Below are 19,524 nucleotides of genomic sequence, written 5' to 3' on the forward strand. Positions count from 1 at the left end.
TGATTATTTAGAGTACAACTCAACGATTAACTGTTCCTTAATGTTCTCTGGAATGTCAGCACGCTCCGGCTTGTGGAGGAACTTACCGCTCTTTGTGGTCTGATCCCACTCAATCCACGGGAACTTGCTGTGGTTGTAACCTGCGAGAGCAGCCTCGATAACCTCGAGAGACTTTGACTTCTCGCGAACACCTACAACCATACCAGCCTTAACTGAGAATGAAGGAATGTTCACTACCTTGCCGTCAACTGTGATGTGCTTGTGGCTAACGAGCTGACGAGCAGCAGCACGTGTCGGAGCAATACCCAAACGGAATACTACGTTGTCAAGACGGCTCTCGAGGTTCTGGAGCAATACCTCACCTGTGATACCGTCAGCCTTAGCTGCCTTCTCGAACATGTTACGGAACTGGCGCTCGAGTACACCGTATGTGTACTTGGCCTTCTGCTTCTCTGCCAACATGACAGCGTACTCAGACTGCTTTCTGCGACGATTGTTGCCATGCTGTCCAGGAGGGAAGTTTCTCTTGGACAAAACTTTGTCAGCACCGAAGATGGGTTCACCAAAACGGCGTGCAATTTTAGATTTCGGACCTGTATATCTTGCCATAATAAATTATATGCTTTATATTGTTTGTATCTTTATTGTATGCAGGTTTCAACAAAAAAGAAACCTGCAAAGGGAATGTTAGACCTTACGACGCTTCGGAGGACGGCAGCCGTTGTGCGGAAGCGGAGTAACGTCTACGATCTCCATAACTTCGATACCGCAGCTGTGTACGCCACGGATTGCTGACTCACGACCGTTACCCGGACCCTTAACGTAAGCCTTAACCTTACGCAGACCAAGGTCGAATGCTACCTTGCCGCAATCCTCTGCTGCCATCTGAGCTGCGTACGGTGTGTTCTTCTTAGAACCACGGAAGCCCATCTTACCTGCAGAAGACCATGAAATCACCTGTCCCTCGCTATTTGCTAAAGATACAATAATGTTGTTGAACGAACTGTGAACGTGAAGCTGTCCGATAGCGTCAACCTTTACATTTCTTTTCTTAGTTGTTGCTGTTTTCTTTGCCATAATTGTTTTTAGTTAAAAGTTAAAAGTTAAAAGTCTGCCGACCACTCACTGGCCTGCGGTGACTTAGCTTTCAACTAAATTTTACTTTGTAGCCTTCTTCTTATTAGCAACAGTCTTCTTCTTTCCCTTACGAGTACGGGCATTGTTCTTTGTGCTCTGACCGCGAACAGGAAGACCGTTACGATGACGAACTCCACGATAGCAACCAATATCCATCAGTCGCTTGATATTCATCTGGATCTCTGAACGGAGATCACCTTCAACCTTGAATTCAGCGCCGATAATTTCACGGATCTTGGCAGCCTGGTCGTCGTTCCAATCGCAAACCTTCAGGTCGCGGCTAACGCCGGCTTTGTCCAATATCTTTGCTGAACTACTTCGACCGATACCATAGATATAGGTCAATGCGATTTCGCCACGCTTGTTCTGGGGCAAATCTACTCCAACAATTCTTATTGCCATTTGTTAAAAATAAAAATTTGATTGATTAAATTAATTAATTCTTTTTGTGAGTGGCAGAACCCGACTTTCTCAAGTTCACGTCCTACAACCCTGCATCGGGATTAACCCTGACGCATCTTGAACTTAGGGTTCTTCTTGTTGATAACGAACAGACGACCTTTACGACGTACGATCTTGCAGTCGGGTGTACGTTTCTTTAATGATGCTCTTGTTTTCATATCTTTAAATTGTTACTTGTATCTGAAAACGATTCTGCCCTTAGTCAAGTCGTACGGACTCATCTCGACCTTTACCTTGTCGCCGGGCAGGATTTTGATGTAATGCATTCGCATCTTACCTGAAATGTGAGCAATAATCTGCACACCATTCTCAAGCTCGACTCTAAACATTGCATTTGACAGTGACTCCACGATTGTGCCGTCTTGCTCTATAGCGGATTGTTTTGCCATAAATATGTATTATTCTGTTTTAGAATTTGACTTTCCCTCCAACACGCAAACCTTATATATATCAAAGGATGCCGGGTATTACTGAGGATTTTCTATTAAATCAAACGTTGACAGTATCTCTGCCTTACCTCGCCTTACGGCAATGGTATGCTCGAAGTGTGCTGCTGGCTTACCGTCGCGGGTAGCTATACCCCAGCGGTCTGGCAGGAGCCCAATTCGTCTGTCGCCCATGGTTATCATAGGCTCGATGGCAATACACATTCCTTCCTTTAGCATCACTCCGTTTCCACGCTTGCCGTAATTGGGCACCGCCGGATCTTCGTGCATCTCGCGTCCGATACCATGACCGGTGAGTTCTCTCACCACTCCATATCCGTGCGCTTCGCAAAAAGTTTGGATTGCATCACCTATGTCACCGACATGATTTCCTGCAACTGCCATTTCTATGCCTTTGTACAAAGATTGTCGTGTCACTGTCAGTAAATCTCTGACATTCTGACTCACTTCTCCGACACAAAAGGTATAAGCACTATCTCCGTTATATCCAGCAAAAAGTGTGCCACAATCAATAGAAATGATATCTCCGTCAGTTAAAATTGTTTTTTCATCGGGTATTCCATGAACTACAACGTTGTTGACAGAGGTGCAGATACTTGCGGGAAACGGCCCTCCAAAAGGATTGGGAAAGTTTTTGAAGGTAGGAACGGCTCCGTTATAACGGATAAATTCCTCCGCGATCCTATCCAGTTGGAGGGTCGTCACGCCTGGTTTAATATGTTTGGCCAATTCGGCAAGGGTTTCACCTACTAAGTGGTTAGCCTTGCGCATCAGCTCAATTTCATCTTCGGTCTTTAGAAATATTTTCATTTCTCAAGAGGAAAATCAATACGCAGAAACAGCACCGTTACGTGTACGTCCTGAGTTGAGCAGTCCGTCGTAGTGACGCATCAGCATGTGGCTCTCGATCTGCTGGAGTGTGTCAATGACAACACCAACGAGAATGAGGAGTGATGTACCACCGAAGAACTGTGAGAAGGCCTGCTGAACATTGAGCAGTCCTGCGAGTGCAGGCATTATAGCAATGAAGGCGATGAAGAACGAGCCGGGGAATGTGAGTCGTGACATGATTGTCTCGATGTACTCGGCTGTGTCCTTGCCCGGCTTGATACCCGGGATGAAGCCGTTATTGCGTTTCATGTCCTCAGCCATCTGTGTCGGATTGAGTGTGATTGCCGTATAGAAGTAAGTGAATGCGACGATCAGCGTAACATAGATGACGTTGTAGAGGAGGCTGCGGTTGTCCATAAGGGATGTTGCCCAAGACGAGGCACCGTCGCTCTGGTAGCGTACGAAAGCCAAAGGAATGAACATCAAAGCCTGAGCAAAGATGATCGGCATCACATTGGCTGCGAACAATTTCAGAGGTATGTACTGGCGAGCGCCGCCATACTGCTTATTACCCACGAGACGCTTGGCGTACTGTACTGGGATTTTGCGGGTACCCTGAACCAGCATGATTGAAGCACAGATTACTGCGTACAGAACCAAGATCTCTATGATGAACATCACAAGTCCACCGCTTGAGATAGCTGTGAATCGTGAGCCCAGTTCCTGCACGAAAGCCTGGGGCAGACGTGCGATGATACCAATCATGATGATCATTGAGATACCATTTCCAACTCCCTTGTCGGTGATACGCTCACCAAGCCACAGTATGAACATACTGCCTGCTGCGAGGATAATCGTTGCAGGAATCATGAACATTGTCCATGAGATGCCTGACGAAAGGGCTGCAGCAGCCTGCGCCTTAAGGTTAAGCAGGTAAGAAGGAGCCTGGAACAGAAGGATGAACACTGTGAGTATTCGTGTGTACCAAGTTATCTTCTTACGTCCGCTTTCGCCTTCGCGCTGCATCTTCTGGAAGTAAGGCACTGCCACTGCCAGAAGCTGCATGACAATAGAAGCTGAGATGTATGGCATGATTCCAAGCGCAAAGATAGACGCATTGGAAAATGCACCACCAGAGAACATGTCAAGCAGTGACATAAGACCGCCCGATGTCTGCGACTGAAGTTTGTCCAACATGCCCGGATTGATGCCAGGAAGCACCACAAACGAGCCGAAACGGTAGATAGCCGTAAACAGCAGAGTAATGAGGAGTCGCTGACGCAAATCCTCAATTCTCCAACAGTTCTTTAGTGTCTCAATAAACTTTTTCATCTACTTTTTTAGATAATAGTTGTGTTACCTCCGACTGCCTTGATTGCTTCCTCGGCTGTCTTTGAGAATGCGTGAGCCTTAACCTCAAGCTTAGCTGTGAGCTCGCCGTTGCCAAGAACCTTAACAAGCTCCTTGCCATTGGTGAGGTGAGCAGCCTTGAGCTCCTCGATTCCGATTACAGTGAGGTTCTTTGCCTCAGCAAGCTTCTGGAGTGTAGAGAGGTTAACAGCGAAGTATTCCTTGTGGTTGATGTTCTTGAAACCAGCCTTCGGTACTCGACGCTGCAACGGCATCTGTCCACCTTCGAAACCAATCTTTCTCTTGTAACCTGAACGTGCCTTAGCACCCTTGTGTCCACGTGTAGAAGTACCGCCAAGACCAGAACCTGGACCACGACCGATACGACGACGTGAATGTGTGGAACCTGCAGCAGGCTTTAAATTATTTAATTTCATAATTCGTTCTTTTAAGATTTAATTAATCAACTACAGTTACCAAGTGGTGAACCTTGCGAATCATTCCACGTGCGCTAGGAGTATCCTCAACCTCAACAACCTGAGAGATCTTGCGGAGTCCAAGAGCCTGAAGAGTTGCCTTCTGATCCTTCGGATAACCGATTTTGCTCTTAATCTGCTTTACTTTTATTGTTGCCATTGTTTTTCCTCCTTATCCGTTAAATACTCTGTCCATAGAGATGCCGCGAACACCTGCGATGGTGTAAGCGTCACGAAGCTGTGACAAAGCCTCGATTGTAGCTTTCACAAGGTTGTGAGGGTTAGAAGAGCCCTTTGACTTTGCAAGGATGTCCTTTACGCCTACGCTGTCGAGTACGGCACGCATAGCACCACCGGCAACGAGACCAGTACCGGCAGCAGCCGGACGCATGAACACCTGAGCGCCGCCGAAGCGAGCCTCTACCTCGTGAGGGATAGTGCCCTTGAGCACCGGAACCTTAACGAGGTTCTTCTTTGCAGCCTCTACGCCCTTAGCGATTGCTGCTGTAACTTCGCCAGCCTTACCGAGACCGTAGCCGATAACGCCCTTGCCGTCACCAACAACAACGATGGCAGCGAATGTAAATGTACGACCACCCTTTGTAACCTTAGTTACACGGTTGATAGCCACGAGGCGGTCCTTCAAATCAACGTCATTAAAAACTTTTACTTTATTCATTGCCATAATCGTTTAGAATTTGAGACCACCGTTACGAGCTGCATCAGCGAGCTCCTTAACACGTCCGTGATAAAGATAACCATTACGGTCGAAAACTACAGCTGAAACACCAGCAGCGATTGCGTTGGCAGCTACGAGCTCACCAACCTTAGCAGCCTGCTCCTTCTTAGGCATCTTCTCGAGACCGAGTGAAGAAGCTGAAGCAAGTGTTGTTCCAGTCAAGTCGTTGATAACCTGTGCGTAAATCTGCTTGTTGCTACGGAAAACGCTAAGACGAGGGCGCTCTGCAGTACCGCTGATACGCTTACGAACTCTATATTTGATTTTGATTCGTCTTTCTACTTTCTTTGTTGTCATAATCCTAAAAAAATTAAGAATGTTACTTAGCTGAAGCTGTCTTACCAGACTTTCTGCGGATAACTTCGCCTTGGAACAAGATACCCTTGCCCTTGTACGGCTCAGGCTTGCGGAAAGAACGAATTTTTGCACAAATGAGTCCGAGCAACTGCTTGTCGCAAGACTCCAAAGTGAGGATAGGGTTCTGGTTTCTCTCGCTCTTAGACTCTACCTTAACCTCTGCCGGGAGCTCGATGAAGATAGGGTGAGTATAACCGAGGGAGAACTCGATGAGGTTTCCCTGGTTTGAAACACGATAACCGACTCCGACAAGCTCGAGTACCTTCTTGTAGCCTTCGCTTACGCCAACAACCATGTTGTTAACGAGTGAACGGTAGAGACCGTGGAAAGCTGACTTCTGCTTGTAGTTTACAGGGCTGTTCTCGTCTACCTCGAAAGTTACGTGACCGTCCTCGACCTTAACGATGATTGACGGGTCTACCTTCTGTGAGAGTTCGCCCTTGGGACCCTTAACGTTTACTACTCCGTTGTTGAGTGTTACTGTAACACCTGCTGGGATACTAATTGGTAATTTACCTATTCTTGACATATTCAAATCCTCCAATTAATAAACATAGCAAAGAACCTCACCACCGATCTTCTGGGCAGAAGCTTCCTTGTCGGTCATTACGCCCTTTGAAGTAGAGAGGATTGCGATACCCAATCCGTTAATAACTCTCGGCATATCCTTGTATCCGACGTACTTGCGGAGACCAGGAGTAGAAACACGCTTCAATGTTGTGATAGCGTTTGTTTTGGTTGCAGGGTCGTACTTCAAAGCAACTTTGATTGTACCCTGAGGACCGTCCTCTACGAACTTGTAATTGAGGATGTAGCCCTTCTCGAAGAGGATCTTGGTGATCTCTTTCTTCAAGTTAGACGCAGGAACCTCTACGACACGGTGATGAGCCATGATTGCGTTTCTGAGTCTTGTCAGAAAATCTGCTATTGGATCTGTCATTTTATATAAAAAGTTTAATTAATCGGGACTACCCCGACAATATTAAAGAAAAAAATTTACCAGCTTGCTTTCTTTACACCAGGAATGAGACCCTGTGAAGCCATCTCACGGAACTGGATACGAGAGATGCCGAACTGACGGATGTATCCCTTCGGACGGCCTGTGATCTTGCAGCGGTTGTGCAGACGGATAGGGTTTGCATTCTTAGGAATAGCCTGCAACTTGCGGGCAGCTTCGTAAGCCTCAGAAGGATCCTCAGTAGTAGCGATTACCTTCTTCAGAGCGGCACGCTTCTCAGCATAGCGAGCAACGAGCTTGGCACGCTTTACCTCACGAGCCTTCATTGATTCTTTTGCCATATTGCTTAATCGTTTTTAGCGTTTTTAAATGGAAGACCGAATGCCTTGAGGAGAGCGTAGCCCTCTTCGTCTGTGTTGGCAGAGGTCACGAATGTGATGTTCATACCCTGGATGCGGTCGATCTGGTCGATGTTGATTTCAGGGAAGATGATCTGCTCCTGAATACCCAGTGTATAGTTACCACGGCCGTCGAACTTGCTCTCGATGCCCTTGAAGTCGCGGATACGGGGAAGTGCGATACGAACGAGCTTCTCGAGGAACTCGTACATGCGCTCACGACGGAGAGTTACCATAACGCCGATAGGCATCTTCTTACGAAGCTTGAAGTTAGCGATATCCTTCTTAGAATATGTAGCTACTGCCTTCTGACCTGCGATAGTAGAAATCTCGTTGATTGCAACGTCGATGATCTTCTTGTCCTGAGTAGCGTCGCCCAGACCCTGGTTGATGACAATCTTCTTCAGAACTGGAATCTGCATTGATGAAGAGTAGTTGAACTGCTCCTTCAGTGCAGGAGCGATGCTCTCTGCATAGAATTTCTTTAACTGTGCTGTATCCATTACTTGATTTCCTCCCCTGACTTTTTAGCGATGCGTACTTTCTTACCATCCTCGGTAACCTTGATGCCTACGCGAGTAGCCTTGCCACTCTTTGGATCAACAAGGCTGAGGTTAGAGATGTGAATCGGAGCTTCCTGCTTAACGATGCCACCCTGAGGGTTCTGTGCAGAAGGCTTGGTGCTCTTTGAAACCATGTTCACACCTTCAACGAGTGCGCGGTTCTTCTCAACCAGCACTTTGAGCACCTTACCAGTCTTGCCCTTATCCTCACCGGCAAGGACAACGACTGTGTCATTTTTCTTAATATGTAACTTACCCATTACTTGTTTGCGTTTTTAAATATTAAAGAACCTCAGGTGCCAAAGAAACGACCTTCATATTCACTGCACGCAATTCACGAGCAACCGGGCCGAAGATACGGCTACCGCGGAGCTCACCTGCGTTGTTGAGCAGTACGCATGCGTTGTCGTCAAAGCGGATGTAAGAGCCGTCAGCACGACGGATTTCCTTCTTTGTGCGAACGATCAAAGCCTTAGATACCGCACCCTTCTTCAAATCACTTGATGGGATAACGTTCTTGACAGCAACGACAATAACGTCTCCTACGCTTGCGTAACGACGGCGTGTACCTCCGAGGACGCGAATGCAGAGAGCCTCGCGTGCGCCGCTGTTATCACATACTGTAAGTCTTGATTCTGCTTGTATCATATTTTACTTAGCTTTTTCTACGATTTGTACTAATCTCCATCTCTTTGTCTTGCTCAAAGGACGAGTCTCCATGATAAGCACTGTATCGCCTACGTTAGCCTCGTTCTTCTCATCATGAGCATGGTATTTCTTTGTCTTCTGAACGAACTTACCATAAATAGGGTGCATCTCCTTGAACTTAGCGGCGATAACAATGGTTTTATCCATCTTGTTGCTAATAACGACACCCTGTCTTGTTTTTCTTAAATTTCTTGTTTCCATCTGGACCATTGTTATTTGTTAAGTTCTCTCTGGCGGATTTCAGTATTGAGGCGTGCGATGTCACGACGAACTGCCTTAATCTGTGATGGATTTTCAAGCGGAGTAACAGTGTGGTTGAGCTTCATCTGAGCGAGCTTCTCCTGGAGGTTCTCCTTAGTTTCTGCCAATGTCTTGGCATCCATTTCTCTTACTTCTTTGATCTTCATAAATTAAGCGTTTTTATCGTAGTCACGTCTTACAACAAACTTTGTCTTTACCGGCAGCTTCTGAGCAGCGAGGCGGAGAGCCTCCTTAGCGATGTCGAAGCTTACGCCTTCTACTTCAAAGAGGATACGACCCGGGGTAACCGGTGCTACCCATCCTGCGGGATCACCCTTACCCTTACCCATACGTACGTCAGCAGGCTTACGTGTGATTGGTTTATCCGGGAAAATACGAATCCAGACCTGACCCTGGCGCTGCATGTAACGGTTTACTGCAACACGGGCAGCCTCTATCTGGCGGCTGTCAATCCACTTCGGCTCAAGAGTCTTGATGCCGAAAGAGCCGAACGCCAACTGTGTGCCTCTGTGGGCGTTGCCTTTATTGCCACGTCCGTCTTGAGGTCTTCTATATTTTACTCTTTTTGGCTGTAACATGATAATCTTCTACTTTTAACGGTTATTGTTTCTCTTACGATTACCACGGTTGCCACGGCCATTGTTAGAGCCACCATTCTGCTTCTCCTGAGAGAAGTTAGGTGTGAGGTCACGATCGCCGTAAACCTCGCCACGGCAAATCCATACCTTGATACCGAGAAGACCTACCTTAGTGAGGGCTTCTGCCTGGCAGTAATCGATGTCTGCACGGAATGTGTGCAACGGGGTACGACCTTCCTTGAACATCTCCTTGCGAGCCATTTCAGCGCCGTTGAGACGACCAGTGATCTGGATCTTTACGCCTTCAGCGCCAGCGCGCATTGTGTTCTGGATAGCCATCTTGATAGCGCGGCGGTAAGCAATCTTGCCCTCTACCTGACGAGCGATGTTGTTACCAACGATGTTGGCGTCAAGCTCAGGCTTCTTTACCTCGAAGATGTTGATCTGAATATCCTTCTTGTAGAGCTTCTTGAGCTCTTCCTTGAGCTTGTCAACATCCTGACCACCCTTACCAATGACGATACCCGGACGAGCTGTGCAGATTGTGATAGTGATGAGTTTCAGTGTGCGCTCGATAACGATGCGTGAAACGCTTGCCTTCTCAAGGCGCTTGTTGAGGTAAGTACGGATGTTCTTGTCCTCAACGAGGTTGTCACCGAAGCTCTTTCCACCGAACCAATTTGAATCCCATCCGCGGATGATACCGAGACGGTTGCTTATTGGATTAACTTTCTGTCCCATTCTACTTATTATTTTTCGTCATTAGTTTTGGAATCAACAAACAGAGTTACGTGATTGCTGCGCTTGCGGATGCGGTATCCGCGACCCTGCGGTGCAGGACGCATGCGCTTCATTGTCACGCCTTCGTCAACGAACACCTTAGTGATGAAGAGTTCGCCGTCCTCAGCCTTGCGGTCGTTTTTAGCTTCCCAGTTTGCAATAGCCGAACGCAACAGTTTCTCAACGTCAGCAGCAGCCTGCTTCTTAGAGAAGCGGAGTACGCCGAGTGCGCGGTTAACCTCCATGCCACGAACCATGTCTACAACGTAGCGCATCTTGCGTGGTGAAGAAGGAACGCCGTTGAGCTTTGCGAAGTACAAGTTCTTACGGGCTTCTTTTCTTTTTTCAGCCGATATATGTTTTCTTGCTCCCATTATTTATTTCTTAATTTTAAATGGTTTAAACCCGCTTACTTTCTGTTACCAGAGTGACCACCGAAGCGACGAGTCGGAGAGAATTCACCGAGCTTGTGACCAACCATGTTCTCTGTGATGTAAACAGGGATAAATTTGTTTCCGTTATGAACTGCAACAGTGTGTCCCACGAAGTCAGGTGAGATCATTGATGCTCTGGCCCAAGTCTTGACAACAGTCTTCTTGCCACTCTCGTTCATGGCGAGAATTTTCTTCTCAAGCGACACGTTGATATATGGACCTTTTTTTAATGAACGACTCATAATTTACTCTTGTTTTATTTGTTAGCTCTTTCGATGATATACTTGTTAGACTGCTTCTTAGGTGCACGTGTCTTGAGACCCTTAGCATACAAGCCCTTGCGTGAACGCGGATGTCCACCAGACTGACGGCCTTCGCCACCACCCATCGGGTGATCGACAGGGTTCATAACTACACCACGGTTGTGCGGACGGCGTCCCAACCAGCGTGAGCGACCAGCCTTACCTGACTGCTCGAGTGCGTGGTCTGAGTTACCAACACTACCTACAGTTGCCTTACAAGCACTCAACACCTTACGAGTCTCGCCTGAAGGGAGCTTAATTACACAATAACTGCCTTCACGAGAAGTGAGCTGAGCAAAATTACCAGCCGAACGAACGAGCAGAGCACCCTGTCCTGGACGCAACTCAATGTTGTGGATCACAGTACCAACGGGAATGTTTGCGAGCGGAAGAGCGTTACCGATCTCAGGAGCAGCCTCTGCGCCAGACATCAGCTTTGCGCCAACTTCCAGTCCGTTAGGAGCAATAATGTAACGTTTTTCGCCATCTGCGTAGAACAACAGAGCGATGCGAGCCGAGCGGTTCGGATCGTACTCGATTGTCTTAACTACAGCTGGAACACCATCTTTCTCTCGCTTGAAGTCGATCAAACGATACTTCTTCTTGTGGCCGCCGCCCATGTAGCGGACAGTCATCTTACCGGTGTTGTTTCGACCACCAGTAGAACGCTTACCGAAAACGAGAGACTTCTCTGGCACGGATGCAGTAATCTCCTCGAACGTGCCAATAACCTTGTGTCTTTGTCCCGGAGTAACCGGTTTAAATTTACGTACTGCCATTTTTTATTTTAGATATTGCTGTAAAAATCAATTACATCGCCCTCCTTAAGAGTAACGATTGCTTTCTTGAACGAGTTCTTCTGTCCCTTCACGAGACCCTTGCGTGTGTAACGGCTCTGGCGCTTGCCAGCGTATACCATTGTGTTCACGTCAAGAACAGTAACGTTGTAGCGTGTCTCAATCTCCTTCTTGATCTGAAGCTTGTTTGCCTCCGGAAGCACGATGAAGCCATACTTTGTTTCTGCCTTCTTTGTGCGCTCCTGACCCTTTACCTTGTAGGTTTTAGCTACAGAAGACTTGTCTGTCAGTTTGGTCATCTTCTCAGTGACCAATGGTTTTACGATAAATGTCATGTCTGTTGCCTCCTATTATTTTGATAAGATTGAATCGATAGCCTTGAGCGAATTCTCTGTGATTACGAGCACCTCAGAGTTGAGAACTTTGTATGCGTTCACTGCTGTTGCTGTCATTACTTCAGCACGCTGCAAGTTACGTGATGACAAAAATACGTTTTTATTTACTTCTGGCAAAAGAAGGAGCATCTTTTTGCCCTCAACTTTAAGATTTTTAGTAATATTTACAAAATCTTTAGTCTTTGGAGCCTCCATTGTGAAGTCTTCGAGAACTACGATAGCGTTCTCCTGAGCCTTGTATGAGAGGGCTGACTTACGAGCGAGAGCCTTAACCTTCTTGTTGAGCTTGAAGCTGTAGTTACGTGGCTTCGGACCGAAAACGCGGCCACCACCAACGAGCACCGGTGAGTTGATATCACCGCGGCGTGCACCGCCGCCGCCCTTCTGGCGTCCGAGCTTGCGTGTAGAACCGCTAACCTCGCTGCGCTCCTTCGACTTTGCTGTGCCCTGGCGCTGGTTAGCGAGGTACTGCTTAACGTCGAGGTAGAGTACGTGATCGTTAGGCTCGATTCCGAAGATTGCGTCGTTCAGCTGAACCTTTCTACCGGTCTCCTGACCGTTGATATTTAATACGCTAACTTCCATTATTTCTTGATTAATACGGTTGAACCATTGCATCCGGCTACAGAACCCTTAACGAGAAGGAGATTGTGCTCCGGAATTACCTTTAACACTTTGAGATTCTGGGTTGTAACGCGGTCGCCGCCCATCTGGCCGCCCATGCGCATACCCTTGAATACCTTTGCTGGGTAAGAACAAGCACCGATAGAACCCGGCTTGCGTGCGCGGTCGTCCTGACCGTGTGTGCTCTGACCTACACCGCCGAATCCATGACGCTTAACAACACCCTGGAAACCTTTTCCCTTAGATGTGCCTACAATGTCAACAAACTCTGTGTCAGCGAAGAGCTCTACAGTGATAACATCACCGAGGTTGTACTCCTCGTCAAACTTGAACTCGGCCAAGTGCTTCTTAGGTGTTGTACCAGCCTTCTTGAAGGTGCCCATCATAGGCTTTGTGGTGTTCCTTTCCTTAGCTTCACCATAGCCCAGCTGAACTGCCTTGTAGCCGTCTGTTTCAACGGTCTTAACCTGTGTTACAACACATGGACCAGCTTCGATAACAGTGCACGGTACGTTCTTACCGTCGGCACTGAAAACGGATGTCATTCCGATTTTTCTTCCAATTAATCCTGGCATTTCAAATGAATATTAAAAATGAAAATTACTATACTTTGATCTCTACTTCTACACCGCTCGGGAGTTCAAGCTTCATGAGCGCGTCAACTGTCTTAGCTGTTGAGCTGTAGATGTCGATAAGACGCTTGAAGTCTGAGAGCTGGAACTGCTCACGTGATTTCTTGTTAACGAAAGTACTGCGGTTTACAGTGTAGATACGCTTGTGTGTAGGCAATGGAATAGGACCGCTAACGATAGCACCTGTGGCCTTAACTGCCTTCACGATCTTTTCAGCTGACTTGTCTACGAGCTTGTGGTCGTAGCTCTTCAGCTTGATACGAATTTTCTGACTCATAATTGTATTTAAAGTTTATAATGCAATTTAATGTGGCACGTTCAGCGTGATTATGGTCTCAACTTGGAGTGCTGAACAGCCGAAAAAAGGAGGTGGGGTACGTCGCTTAAGAGTCATTCGCTAAGCGACGCCCCATGTCCCTTTAGTTTTATTTTGTCGGGAGCCGTTTTGGCGGCTCCCTACGCAATTGCGTGATTGGTTACACGAGGTCTGCGCGACCCTTTACTTCCTCGAGCACTGCCTTAGCGATAGCGCTTGAGAGAGGTGCGTGGTGATCGTACTCCATAGAGCTTGTTGCACGACCTGAAGTGATGGTACGGAGAGCTGTTACGTAACCGAACATCTCTGACAGAGGTACCTGAGCCTTTACGATGCGGGCGCCAGAGCGAGCCTCTTCCATGCCTTCTACCTGACCACGGCGCTTGTTCAAGTCGCCGATTACGTCACCCATGTTCTCCTCCGGAGTAACAACCTCTACCTTCATGATAGGCTCCATGAGAACCGGACCTGCCTTCGGGCAGCCGTTCTTGTAAGCGTTGAGGGCAGCGAGCTCGAATGACAACTGGTCAGAGTCAACCGGGTGGAACGAACCATCGGTGAGGACAACCTTAAGGCCAGTCATCGGATAGCCACCGAGGACACCAGTCTTCATGGCGTTCTCGAAGCCCTTCTGTACTGACGGGATGAACTCCTTAGGAATGTTACCGCCCTTAACCTCGTTGATGAACTGCAAGTCGCCTTCCTTGTAATCCTCGTCCTTCGGGCCGATTGTTACGATGATGTCAGCGAACTTACCGCGACCACCTGACTGCTTCTTGTAAACCTCACGGAGAGTAGTCGGCTTGGTGATTGCCTCCTTGTAGTTAACCTGCGGCTTACCCTGGTTACATTCTACCTTGAACTCACGCTTCAGACGGTCGATGATGATGTCGAGGTGGAGCTCACCCATACCTGAGATAATGGTCTGACCACTCTGCTCGTCGGTACGAACAGTGAATGTCGGGTCCTCTTCAGCGAGCTTAGCGAGACCGTTGTCGAGCTTAGCGATGTCAGCCTGGCTCTTCGGCTCTACTGCGATAGAGATTACGGTATCAGGGAACGACATTGACTCGAGCACGATCGGGTGTGCCTCGTCGCAGAGTGTGTCACCTGTGCGGATATCCTTGAAGCCTACACCTGCGCCGATATCACCAGCGTCGATTGACTCCATCGGGATTTCCTTGTTTGAGTTCATCTGGAACAGACGGCTGATACGCTCCTTCTTGCGTGAACGCGGGTTGTAAACGTATGAGCCTGCAACTACCTTACCTGAGTAAACGCGGAAGAACACGAGACGGCCCATGAACGGGTCGGTAGCGATCTTAAACGCGAGAGCTGATGTCGGCTCCTCCTCAGACGGCTTGCGGTCTTCCTCTTCCTCTGTGTCAGGGTTTGTACCAACGATAGCTGCTGTATCGAGAGGTGAAGGAAGGAATGCGCAAACGTAGTCGAGAAGCGGCTGAACGCCCTTGTTCTTGTATGAAGAACCGAGAAGCATAGGAGTAAGCTCCATAGAGATTGTACCCTTGCGGATAGCTGCGATAAGCTCCTCTTCTGTGATCTCCTGACCCTCGAGATACTTCTCCATGAGAGCGTCGTCAAAGTTGGCTGCGCTTTCAACCATCTTCTCGCGCCATTCGTTAGCCTCGTCAACGAGATCAGCAGGGATCTCCTCAACGTCGTACTCAGCGCCCATTGTCTCGTCGTGCCAAAGGATAGCCTTCATCTTGAGAAGGTCTACAACACCCTTGAAGTTCTCCTCAGCTCCGATAGGAATCTGAATAGGACAAGGGTTAGCACCGAGGATGTCCTTCATCTGCTGTACTGTCTCGAAGAAGTCAGCACCCGAACGGTCCATCTTGTTTACGTAGCCGATACGCGGTACGTTATATTTGTCTGCCTGGCGCCATACTGTCTCTGACTGCGGCTGTACGCCGTCAGCTGCAGAGTAAGTAGCAACTGCGCCGTCGAGTACGCGGAGTGAACGCTCCACCTCAGCGGTAAAGTCAACGTGTCCCGGGGTGTCAATCAAGTTAATCTTGTATGACTTGCCAAGATAGTTCCAGTTACATGTTGTAGCAGCTGAGGTGATAGTGATACCACGCTCCTGCTCCTGTGCCATCCAGTCCATGGTAGCAGCGCCGTCGTGAACCTCACCAATCTTATGAGTCTTACCTGTGTAGAACAGGATACGCTCAGAAGTAGTGGTCTTACCAGCGTCGATATGCGCCATGATACCGATGTTACGAGTCAAATGTAAATCGCGATTTGCCATTTTTCCTTTTACCTTATTATTATATTAGAATCTGAAGTGAGCGAATGCGCGGTTAGCCTCTGCCATGCGGTGCATATCTTCCTTACGCTTGTAAGCACCACCCTGGTTGTTGAAAGCGTCCATAATCTCGGCAGCAAGCTTGTCTGCCATGCTCTTACCGCCACGCTTGCGTGCGAAGAGGATAAGGTTCTTCATAGAGATGCTCTCCTTGCGCTCTGCGCGGATCTCTGTCGGCACCTGGAAAGTAGCACCACCGATACGGCGGCTCTTTACCTCAACCTGCGGAGTGATGTTGTCGAGAGCCTGCTTCCAGATTTCGAGAGCTGACTTTTCCTCGTTCTGCATCTTAGCACCTACGGTTTCGAGTGCGTTGTAGAAGATTTCGTATGATGTATTCTTCTTACCATCATACATAAGGTGGTTTACAAACTTAGAGACCTTCTGGTCATTGAACTTCGGATCCGGAAGGATCACGCGCTTCTTTGGTTTTGCTTTTCTCATTTTGTTTGAAAAATTTCTGTCTGCGTGGGGCTGTTTCTTACTGTTCTTCAACGTCCTCTCTTGGACATTTACTCAACCTGTCTATTAACAATTCTCCAGCAAAACGTTTTTAAAATTTGTTTCGTCCGACAATTTTCAGATTACTTCTTTGCCTTAGGACGCTTAGCACCGTACTTAGAACGACGCTGTGTGCGGTTTGCTACACCTGCTGTATCGAGTGTACCGCGAACGATGTGGTAACGTACACCAGGAAGGTCCTTTACACGACCACCGCGAACAAGCACGATTGAGTGCTCCTGAAGGTTGTGACCTTCTCCCGGGATGTAAGAGTTAACCTCCTTTGAGTTTGTGAGACGTACACGGGCAACTTTACGCATTGCCGAGTTAGGCTTCTTAGGTGTTGTTGTGTAAACACGAACGCAAACACCACGACGCTGAGGGCATGAGTCCAAAGCCGGCGACTTGCTCTTGTCTACGAGCACCTTTCTGCCTTTTCTTACCAATTGTGAAATTGTAGGCATGATTTTAATTTTTAATTTATATATTTTATTTTTCTATTGTCGTATTCCATAAAACCGCTCTATTACAAGCTGTTTTCGGGGTGCAAAGGTACAAACTTTTCTCGAAACTACCTAATATATAAAAACACAATCTCACTACGAAATTAAAAATTTAATATGCGACAGGATATTTTAACAGACATTCACAATAGTATGCAGCCATTTTACGAATAGCAACCGAGGTTTATCCTGATTGAAACGCATGCGTAACATGCTGTTTGCAGTGGGGTTACACATTATATATATAATGGTGCGTTCGACGGTATACGAAAAGCAACAATTCATCCCTACAAACTTTCATTTTGCGTAGACCACTCTTCCCCACTCGTCAGTCGTCAGCGTCGGTGCGAAGCGCATCCAATTTCCGACAAAAATCAGCGAGGAGAGGATAATACTTGTTTATTATAGTGTCAACAAGAACGTCTATCACAGAGCCTTCATAATTGTGCGCAGCATCCGAACGACTCTTTATCATGTCCATCCACGACTGCCCGTCGCTTATAAGGCTCATTTCGAAGGCTTTGCGTGTAGCGTCGCGCGAGCCTCCGATGCCGTCGAAGCCTTGATACTCGGCATATGCCTTCATGAGTTTCCATGAGAGTTCGTGTGTGAACTCAAATCGCTGTACAAGTCCGTCGCGCTCAAACTCGTTGAGCGTCCGCTTTTTGCTGGCGCCGACTATCTCGGCGAGGCGTGCAAGTGCCTTATGGTAGCTGTCAAGACGTAGTTCCCAACGCGGAATGTTAATCATATACTGCTGTTTTGCGTGCTAAGTTACTACTTTTACGCGAAAAGAGCAAGGCTTCACACCATAAAAGCGAGGAGTACAACAATATCAACCAACCATGCCGCACCCTCGTTTCATGCGTCAGAACCGATAAGACACGCCGTCAAAAGTAGTTTTTTCATATATAGATGTTTATTTATTGATATATCACCGTATAATTCATTCTTGCCAACTGTTTTATCACGAACTTATACTTTTTGTCATAGATACATTTCTCTGCAAGTTCTTCTTTGGTGTGCTTTTTATACGTGCTCCTCCTAATAACAACAATCTGATAGACCAAGTCGTCGTTGCGCTTATACACTTCGTAGCCTTTGTATTGATCATTGTTTTTAACACGCCGAAGTCCTTTGGAGAGTATAGTTTTAGTAGTAAGTTCTGAAGAAATGTCTGCGAATGCTCCATAGCCAATATAAACCGATTCACCGCATTTGTTTATGAAACAAATATTCGGGTAGTCATAATCGAATTCCAACTCGTCGTCATCCCTGTACCCGAAGAAGAATTTACACGAAGACAAAATGGACACAAACGCTATAGCCAAAAATATTAATTTATACCTCATACTTCTTTTATCATTTATCATCATTTCCCGTATAAGTAATTGATGAACCCATTGCTAAAGCATCATCATAAGTGAAGCGATATATTTTATCACAGATTCCCTTTTCCACAAGCTCAGCATCGGTATATTTATCTAAGGTTTCTTTTTTGAAGATAAACAAATAGGTAGAATTAAGAGCCACACGAGCATCATTCGGACAAATGATGGAGAGTCCCCAACTCTCCTCTGGCAAAACCTTAGACATTCTGTCTCTACTGCGTATTTTATCAAACACGGATTCCACCGTAACACATTGGTTAGGTTTCGCATTATAATATGTAACTAAATACACCTCGCCTTCCGATTCGTTTGTAAAGGTGCAATAAAGATGAGTAACAGAAGATCCATCATCATCGCACGTTGTTGCCGTGAGCGTGATATACAGAAAACACATGATTGTGTAAATGAAAAATTTCTTCATTGGTTGGTGTTTAGGTTGTTTTATTACTTTGAACACAAAGATACTACTTTCCCATAATAAACGCAAGGCATTCTTGATAAAAATAGTTTCAACATCTTCATATGCGGTGAAATTCAGCAGCTTATTCCGTATGCTGAGACAAGACGAATGCTCAAGATTTTCCTCGGGCTCCGAACGGAATCTGATCGGGCGACGAACGGAATCTGATTGGGCGGCGAACGGAATCCGATCGGGCGGCGGACACGAACGGTGGAAAGATGTTGAGGGTTATGGCGCAGAGGCAAGAAGTGACTGACTATCTGTAGGAGGCTACGGCATTGGCTTTCCGCTACGCGCTGCTATAGCACGTCGTTGACATCAAAAAAGGCGCAACTCCCTTGTGGGAATTGCGCCTATATGCATATCGGCTCATGCTGTCTGCTTCAGGAAGCAGACGGAGAGCTAACGAGTGCGTCGGTTAAGCCTCCGGGTTGTTGAACGGAGTAGCTGTGCGAGGCTGCTGTGCCTCCGGCAGGTTGATCTTACCGAAGTTCTGCTCGTACTTCTGGATGTTGTCGTTCAGGGCCATGAGCAGACGCTTTGCGTGCTCCGGAGCCATTACGACGCGGCTGCGTACCTGCGGCTGCTGCATACCGGGGAGCATGCAAGTGAAGTCGAGGATAAAGTCGCTTGAAGAGTGTGTGATGAGTGCGAGGTTAGCGTAAACGCCTACACCGATTTCTGGCTTCAGTTCGATCTGAAGACCCTGGGGCTGCTGGTTCTTGTTTTCTTCCATTTTTGTTATTTTGTTTAAGTTATTAATTATGTGTTTTCCTTTTGTATCTGCAAAGAT

At 47.2% G+C, this 19,524-nt stretch carries 35 protein-coding genes; all 35 read right to left on the reverse strand.

Features of this window, described 5'->3' with window-relative positions:
* Positions 1-3: 3 nt before the first annotated feature.
* Positions 4-609, reverse strand: coding sequence for a 30S ribosomal protein S4 (rpsD, locus tag KTQ90_RS02955; RefSeq protein ID WP_022158808.1), 606 nt, complete (start codon positions 607-609; stop codon positions 4-6).
* Positions 610-687: 78 nt separating this feature from the next.
* Positions 688-1,077, reverse strand: coding sequence for a 30S ribosomal protein S11 (gene rpsK / locus KTQ90_RS02960; RefSeq protein WP_007899701.1), 390 nt, complete (start codon positions 1,075-1,077; stop codon positions 688-690).
* An 81-nt stretch (positions 1,078-1,158) separates the two neighbouring features.
* Positions 1,159-1,539: a 30S ribosomal protein S13 gene (gene rpsM / locus KTQ90_RS02965; RefSeq protein WP_007899704.1), complete on the reverse strand. Its 381-nt coding sequence runs from the start codon at positions 1,537-1,539 to the stop codon at positions 1,159-1,161.
* A 101-nt stretch (positions 1,540-1,640) separates the two neighbouring features.
* A complete protein-coding gene (gene ykgO, locus KTQ90_RS02970; RefSeq protein ID WP_007899708.1) occupies positions 1,641-1,757 on the reverse strand; it encodes a type B 50S ribosomal protein L36 in 117 nt (38 codons plus the stop codon).
* 12 nt (positions 1,758-1,769) lie between these two features.
* Positions 1,770-1,988, reverse strand: a complete 219-nt coding sequence (gene infA / locus KTQ90_RS02975) for a translation initiation factor IF-1 (RefSeq protein ID WP_004341775.1) — start codon at positions 1,986-1,988, stop codon at positions 1,770-1,772.
* 78 nt (positions 1,989-2,066) lie between these two features.
* On the reverse strand, positions 2,067-2,855 hold the full coding sequence (map, locus tag KTQ90_RS02980; RefSeq protein WP_217317148.1) for a type I methionyl aminopeptidase: 789 nt from the start codon (positions 2,853-2,855) through the stop codon (positions 2,067-2,069).
* Positions 2,856-2,870: 15 nt separating this feature from the next.
* Complete coding sequence (gene secY / locus KTQ90_RS02985; RefSeq protein WP_217317149.1) at positions 2,871-4,208, reverse strand: preprotein translocase subunit SecY; 1,338 nt, start codon at positions 4,206-4,208, stop codon at positions 2,871-2,873.
* A gap of 8 nt (positions 4,209-4,216) precedes the next feature.
* Positions 4,217-4,663 (reverse strand): 50S ribosomal protein L15, encoded by a 447-nt coding sequence (gene rplO / locus KTQ90_RS02990; protein ID WP_007899735.1) that lies wholly within the window; start codon positions 4,661-4,663, stop codon positions 4,217-4,219.
* A 22-nt stretch (positions 4,664-4,685) separates the two neighbouring features.
* Positions 4,686-4,862, reverse strand: coding sequence for a 50S ribosomal protein L30 (gene rpmD, locus KTQ90_RS02995; RefSeq protein WP_007899740.1), 177 nt, complete (start codon positions 4,860-4,862; stop codon positions 4,686-4,688).
* A gap of 12 nt (positions 4,863-4,874) precedes the next feature.
* Positions 4,875-5,387 carry a 30S ribosomal protein S5 gene (rpsE, locus tag KTQ90_RS03000; RefSeq protein ID WP_217317150.1) on the reverse strand — a complete coding sequence of 171 codons (513 nt, stop codon included), beginning with the start codon at positions 5,385-5,387 and terminating at the stop codon, positions 4,875-4,877.
* Positions 5,388-5,393: 6 nt separating this feature from the next.
* Positions 5,394-5,738 (reverse strand): 50S ribosomal protein L18, encoded by a 345-nt coding sequence (gene rplR, locus KTQ90_RS03005; RefSeq protein WP_007899747.1) that lies wholly within the window; start codon positions 5,736-5,738, stop codon positions 5,394-5,396.
* Between the two features lie 22 nt (positions 5,739-5,760).
* Complete coding sequence (gene rplF / locus KTQ90_RS03010; RefSeq protein WP_022158812.1) at positions 5,761-6,327, reverse strand: 50S ribosomal protein L6; 567 nt, start codon at positions 6,325-6,327, stop codon at positions 5,761-5,763.
* Positions 6,328-6,342: 15 nt separating this feature from the next.
* A complete protein-coding gene (rpsH, locus tag KTQ90_RS03015; protein WP_022158813.1) occupies positions 6,343-6,738 on the reverse strand; it encodes a 30S ribosomal protein S8 in 396 nt (131 codons plus the stop codon).
* A 56-nt stretch (positions 6,739-6,794) separates the two neighbouring features.
* Complete coding sequence (rpsN, locus tag KTQ90_RS03020) at positions 6,795-7,097, reverse strand: 30S ribosomal protein S14 (RefSeq protein ID WP_022158814.1); 303 nt, start codon at positions 7,095-7,097, stop codon at positions 6,795-6,797.
* 5 nt (positions 7,098-7,102) lie between these two features.
* Positions 7,103-7,657: a 50S ribosomal protein L5 gene (gene rplE, locus KTQ90_RS03025; RefSeq protein ID WP_007899758.1), complete on the reverse strand. Its 555-nt coding sequence runs from the start codon at positions 7,655-7,657 to the stop codon at positions 7,103-7,105.
* A complete protein-coding gene (rplX, locus tag KTQ90_RS03030) occupies positions 7,657-7,977 on the reverse strand; it encodes a 50S ribosomal protein L24 (RefSeq protein ID WP_022158815.1) in 321 nt (106 codons plus the stop codon). Before rplX ends, rplE begins: the two co-directional genes overlap by 1 nt.
* A 22-nt stretch (positions 7,978-7,999) precedes the next feature.
* Positions 8,000-8,365, reverse strand: coding sequence for a 50S ribosomal protein L14 (gene rplN / locus KTQ90_RS03035; RefSeq protein ID WP_007899763.1), 366 nt, complete (start codon positions 8,363-8,365; stop codon positions 8,000-8,002).
* A 3-nt stretch (positions 8,366-8,368) separates the two neighbouring features.
* Positions 8,369-8,635, reverse strand: coding sequence for a 30S ribosomal protein S17 (gene rpsQ / locus KTQ90_RS03040; RefSeq protein WP_007899766.1), 267 nt, complete (start codon positions 8,633-8,635; stop codon positions 8,369-8,371).
* Positions 8,636-8,637: 2 nt separating this feature from the next.
* A complete protein-coding gene (rpmC, locus tag KTQ90_RS03045) occupies positions 8,638-8,832 on the reverse strand; it encodes a 50S ribosomal protein L29 (protein WP_022158817.1) in 195 nt (64 codons plus the stop codon).
* Positions 8,833-8,835: 3 nt separating this feature from the next.
* Complete coding sequence (gene rplP, locus KTQ90_RS03050; RefSeq protein WP_007899778.1) at positions 8,836-9,264, reverse strand: 50S ribosomal protein L16; 429 nt, start codon at positions 9,262-9,264, stop codon at positions 8,836-8,838.
* Positions 9,265-9,279: 15 nt separating this feature from the next.
* Positions 9,280-10,005 (reverse strand): 30S ribosomal protein S3, encoded by a 726-nt coding sequence (gene rpsC / locus KTQ90_RS03055; RefSeq protein WP_022158818.1) that lies wholly within the window; start codon positions 10,003-10,005, stop codon positions 9,280-9,282.
* An 8-nt stretch (positions 10,006-10,013) separates the two neighbouring features.
* Complete coding sequence (gene rplV / locus KTQ90_RS03060) at positions 10,014-10,418, reverse strand: 50S ribosomal protein L22 (RefSeq protein ID WP_007899784.1); 405 nt, start codon at positions 10,416-10,418, stop codon at positions 10,014-10,016.
* Positions 10,419-10,453: 35 nt separating this feature from the next.
* The gene (gene rpsS, locus KTQ90_RS03065) at positions 10,454-10,720 is read right to left on the reverse strand and encodes a 30S ribosomal protein S19 (protein WP_007899787.1); all 267 of its coding nucleotides are present in this window, start codon (positions 10,718-10,720) and stop codon (positions 10,454-10,456) included.
* 14 nt (positions 10,721-10,734) lie between these two features.
* Positions 10,735-11,559: a 50S ribosomal protein L2 gene (gene rplB, locus KTQ90_RS03070; RefSeq protein ID WP_217317151.1), complete on the reverse strand. Its 825-nt coding sequence runs from the start codon at positions 11,557-11,559 to the stop codon at positions 10,735-10,737.
* Between the two features lie 8 nt (positions 11,560-11,567).
* Positions 11,568-11,912, reverse strand: a complete 345-nt coding sequence (rplW, locus tag KTQ90_RS03075; protein WP_007899791.1) for a 50S ribosomal protein L23 — start codon at positions 11,910-11,912, stop codon at positions 11,568-11,570.
* Between the two features lie 15 nt (positions 11,913-11,927).
* Positions 11,928-12,557, reverse strand: coding sequence for a 50S ribosomal protein L4 (rplD, locus tag KTQ90_RS03080; protein ID WP_022158819.1), 630 nt, complete (start codon positions 12,555-12,557; stop codon positions 11,928-11,930).
* Positions 12,557-13,171, reverse strand: coding sequence for a 50S ribosomal protein L3 (rplC, locus tag KTQ90_RS03085; RefSeq protein ID WP_217317152.1), 615 nt, complete (start codon positions 13,169-13,171; stop codon positions 12,557-12,559). The genes rplD and rplC overlap by 1 nt, the downstream gene beginning before the upstream one ends.
* Before the next feature lie 28 nt (positions 13,172-13,199).
* Positions 13,200-13,505, reverse strand: a complete 306-nt coding sequence (rpsJ, locus tag KTQ90_RS03090; RefSeq protein ID WP_007899799.1) for a 30S ribosomal protein S10 — start codon at positions 13,503-13,505, stop codon at positions 13,200-13,202.
* Positions 13,506-13,704: 199 nt separating this feature from the next.
* Positions 13,705-15,819, reverse strand: a complete 2,115-nt coding sequence (gene fusA, locus KTQ90_RS03095) for an elongation factor G (protein ID WP_217317153.1) — start codon at positions 15,817-15,819, stop codon at positions 13,705-13,707.
* A 24-nt stretch (positions 15,820-15,843) separates the two neighbouring features.
* The gene (gene rpsG, locus KTQ90_RS03100) at positions 15,844-16,320 is read right to left on the reverse strand and encodes a 30S ribosomal protein S7 (RefSeq protein ID WP_007899803.1); all 477 of its coding nucleotides are present in this window, start codon (positions 16,318-16,320) and stop codon (positions 15,844-15,846) included.
* Between the two features lie 140 nt (positions 16,321-16,460).
* Positions 16,461-16,841 carry a 30S ribosomal protein S12 gene (gene rpsL / locus KTQ90_RS03105; protein ID WP_007899805.1) on the reverse strand — a complete coding sequence of 127 codons (381 nt, stop codon included), beginning with the start codon at positions 16,839-16,841 and terminating at the stop codon, positions 16,461-16,463.
* 367 nt (positions 16,842-17,208) lie between these two features.
* Positions 17,209-17,631 (reverse strand): nucleotidyltransferase substrate binding protein, encoded by a 423-nt coding sequence (locus KTQ90_RS03110; RefSeq protein ID WP_217317154.1) that lies wholly within the window; start codon positions 17,629-17,631, stop codon positions 17,209-17,211.
* Between the two features lie 172 nt (positions 17,632-17,803).
* Positions 17,804-18,232 carry a hypothetical protein gene (locus KTQ90_RS03115; RefSeq protein ID WP_217317155.1) on the reverse strand — a complete coding sequence of 143 codons (429 nt, stop codon included), beginning with the start codon at positions 18,230-18,232 and terminating at the stop codon, positions 17,804-17,806.
* 10 nt (positions 18,233-18,242) lie between these two features.
* Positions 18,243-18,692 (reverse strand): hypothetical protein, encoded by a 450-nt coding sequence (locus tag KTQ90_RS03120; protein ID WP_217317156.1) that lies wholly within the window; start codon positions 18,690-18,692, stop codon positions 18,243-18,245.
* 457 nt (positions 18,693-19,149) lie between these two features.
* A complete protein-coding gene (locus KTQ90_RS03125) occupies positions 19,150-19,467 on the reverse strand; it encodes a DUF3467 domain-containing protein (protein ID WP_022158826.1) in 318 nt (105 codons plus the stop codon).
* Between the last annotated feature and the right edge of the window lie 57 nt (positions 19,468-19,524).

The organism is Leyella stercorea, assembly GCF_019052365.1.
Classification (GTDB): domain Bacteria; phylum Bacteroidota; class Bacteroidia; order Bacteroidales; family Bacteroidaceae; genus Prevotella.